Annotated in this window: 4 protein-coding genes; 1 reads left to right on the top strand and 3 read right to left on the bottom strand. The window is 73.4% G+C overall.

Features of this window, described 5'->3' with window-relative positions; all coding sequences use genetic code 11:
- Positions 1-321 precede the first annotated feature (321 nt).
- Together IE249_RS29030 and IE249_RS29025 are read right to left on the bottom strand one after the other, a co-directional pair.
- Positions 322-588 carry a DUF4190 domain-containing protein gene (locus IE249_RS29030; protein WP_189709475.1) on the bottom strand — a complete coding sequence of 89 codons (267 nt, stop codon included), beginning with the start codon at positions 586-588 and terminating at the stop codon, positions 322-324.
- A 101-nt stretch (positions 589-689) separates the two neighbouring features.
- Positions 690-854 (bottom strand): hypothetical protein, encoded by a 165-nt coding sequence (locus tag IE249_RS29025; RefSeq protein ID WP_189709474.1) that lies wholly within the window; start codon positions 852-854, stop codon positions 690-692.
- A gap of 123 nt (positions 855-977) precedes the next feature.
- Here IE249_RS29025 and IE249_RS29020 point away from each other — a divergent pair, with 123 nt between their 5' ends.
- A complete protein-coding gene (locus IE249_RS29020) occupies positions 978-1601 on the top strand; it encodes a TetR family transcriptional regulator (protein WP_189709472.1) in 624 nt (207 codons plus the stop codon).
- 22 nt (positions 1602-1623) lie between these two features.
- Here IE249_RS29020 and IE249_RS29015 read toward each other — a convergent pair.
- Positions 1624-2574: helix-turn-helix transcriptional regulator (locus IE249_RS29015; protein WP_189709470.1), on the bottom strand; the 951-nt coding region annotated here is incomplete at its 5' end.

Raw genomic sequence — 2574 nt, 5'->3', positions numbered from 1 at the left:
TACGGCCAGCGCCTTTGTTCCGGATCAGGCCGGCCCCGAGTGACCTCGCCTACCGGCAGACCCGAGCGGGGTCTGGTGCGTGCAGCTGCGAGGTGGAGGAGGGAGTCGACGCGATGCCGGTCCCCCCTGCTCGAAGAGCTTGGGGAGTGCGTGCACGACCCCGCGACCGGCGGCAAGATCCGGAAGGGAGGTCCTTGAGCCCCGGACGCCCTCGGGCCGGGAGCGGGGTGGGGTCGCGGACGGGCGGTGCGCCCGGCCGGCCCGCTCGGCGGTGCCCCGTCGTCCACGGGGCCACGGGGGTGGTGTCCGGTACCGGGCGGCTCAGAAGCTCCAGGACACCGTGTTGTCGGCCTGCATGAAGGCGAGCAGCACGAGCAGGTCCGCGATGCCGAGACCGAGGCCGAGGTAGGCGCGGCCGGGGCGGGTGGTGCCGCGCCACAGGGCGACGCCGGCCAGGGCGATGGCGACGGGGCCGAGGAACAGGTTGAGGACGAGCAGGCCGAGCAGGCCGAGGATGAAGGACGCGACGGCCATGCCGTCCGCGTCGCGTGCGGCGGTGCGGCGCGTGGCCGGTGCGGTGAGTTGCATGGTGTGTCTCCCGACGGTCGGTGGGGCCTCCGCTCGCGCGGAGCCCGGTGCTGGTGGCGGTGGGCCGGCCCGGCCGGTGCGGACCGGCAGGACCGCTCGGGTCAGTGGGACGGGCCGCGCCGGCGGGCGTGGCGCTCGCGGAGCGCGAAGACGCCGAGCCAGGCGGCGATCGCGACGGCGGCGACGACGGTGAAGTCCAGCGGTGCGTGGGCCACGGTGCCCAGGACCACGCCGAGCAGCATGAGTGCGGCGACGAGGAACAGCATGGGTTCGGATCCCCCTCCGGTGAAGTTTCGGTGAACGCTTGTAGTTACAGTTGTTCACTGACTTCCGAGTCTAGCGCGTCCCGGCGCTTTGAAATTCCGGAGAACAGTTGTTAACTGCATGGCATGAGTCACACTCTCGGTGTCCGCCAGGCGCAGAAGCAGAAGACCCGGCGGGCCCTCCTCGACGCGGCACTGGCCCTGCTGGAGGAGCAGAGCCTGAGCAGCCTGGGGCTGCGCGAGGTCACGCGCGCCGTCGGCGTGGCGCCGACCGCCTTCTACCGGCACTTCCGCTCCACCGCCGACCTCGGGGTCGCGCTGGTCGAGGAGGCGCTCGGCAGCCTGCACCCGATGATCCGGACGACGGTGTCCGGCGCGGACGACAGCGACGAACGCATCGTGCGCGCCGTCGAACTGATCGGCCGTCACGTGGACGCGTACCCCGCGCACGTGCGTTTCATCGCCCGGGAGCGGCACGGGGGCGTACAGCCCGTGCGGGAGGCCATCCGTGAGCAACTGGCCCGGTTCGCCTCGGAGGTGAAGGACGAGCTGGCCAAGGACCGCCAGGCGGCGGGCTGGAGCGAGGACGATCTGCTGATGCTCGCCCATCTCTACGTCGACCAGATGCTGATCACCGCCTCCCTGTTCCTGGAGGCGCTCGACGCCCCCGAACGTGCCCGCGTCACACACATGGCCACCCGCCAACTGCGCCTGATCAGCCTCGGCCGCAGGCACTGGCCGGCCGGCTGACCCACCGGAGCCGGCGGCCGGTTCAGCAGTAGAGCCGCGCCAGCGACGCGGCCGCCTCCCTCAGCTCTTCCCGCGCCTCGGGCGGGGAGACGACCTCCACGCTGTCGGCGTAGGCGAGGAGTTGACGGGTCTCGCGGGGGGAGCCGTAGGAGAGGCGGGCCGTGATCCACTCGCCGGCGCCGTCGTCCTCGGGGAGTTCGGCCAGGGACGAGGCGCTCAGGCGCAGGAACATGTCGAGGCGGTCGCGCCGGACCCGTACCGTCACCTCGAAGCCGCCCGGGCGCTCCTCGACCTGGCGGCGCAGCACCTCCCAGACGTCGGGGAGTTCCACGCCAGGGCGGCGCCGCACCGGATCGTCCAGGAGCCGTGCCGAGCGCACCCGGTCCGCGCGGAACAGCCGCGGCTCGCCACGCCGGTCGGCGACCAGGTACCAGACCCCCGCCTTGGAGACCAGGCCGTACGGGTCGACGGTGTACGTCCGCGGCTCACGGGCGCCGCTGTGCCGGTAGCGCAGCCTGAGCCGCCGGTCGGCGAACACCGCGTCCTGCAGCACCTGGAGGTCGACGGCCGGGCGCGGGCCGCCCTTCCAGCGGGTGGCGTCGACCAGGATCCGCCGGCTGGTCACCTCGGCCGCGGGCCGGTGCGGCGCGGGCAGGGCCGCCATCACCTTGCGCAGCGCCGAGCCGAGCGCCGCGTCGAGCCCGAGCGCGGCGTGCGCGCCCTGCGCGGCCAGCACGAACAGCGCGCGGGACTCGTCGGCGGTCAGTCCGGTGACGTCCGTGCGGAATCCGGCGAGCAGTTCGATGCCGCCGTGCCGGCCGCGCTCGGCGTAGACCGGGACGCCCGAGGCCGACAGGGCCTCGATGTCGCGGTAGATGGTGCGCACCGAGACCTCGAGCCGCTCGGCGAGTTCGTGGGCGGGCACCCGGCCCCGGGTCTGCAGGAGCAGCAGGATCGACAGCAGGCGGTCCGA

The sequence above is a fragment of the Streptomyces anandii JCM 4720 genome, from assembly GCF_014650655.1.
In the GTDB taxonomy this organism is placed as follows: domain Bacteria; phylum Actinomycetota; class Actinomycetes; order Streptomycetales; family Streptomycetaceae; genus Streptomyces; species Streptomyces anandii.
Note: the sequence above shows the minus strand (reverse complement) of the source record. Positions and strands in the feature narration are given on the sequence as shown.

Bases quoted from the DNA above. Each gene is read 5' to 3' on its own strand.
- IE249_RS29030 (WP_189709475.1), bottom strand. From the start codon at position 588: ATGCAACTCACCGCACCGGCCACGCGCCGCACCGCCGCACGCGACGCG.
- IE249_RS29020 (WP_189709472.1), top strand. From the start codon at position 978: ATGAGTCACACTCTCGGTGTCCGCCAGGCGCAGAAGCAGAAGACCCGG.
- IE249_RS29025 (WP_189709474.1), bottom strand. From the start codon at position 854: ATGCTGTTCCTCGTCGCCGCACTCATGCTGCTCGGCGTGGTCCTGGGC.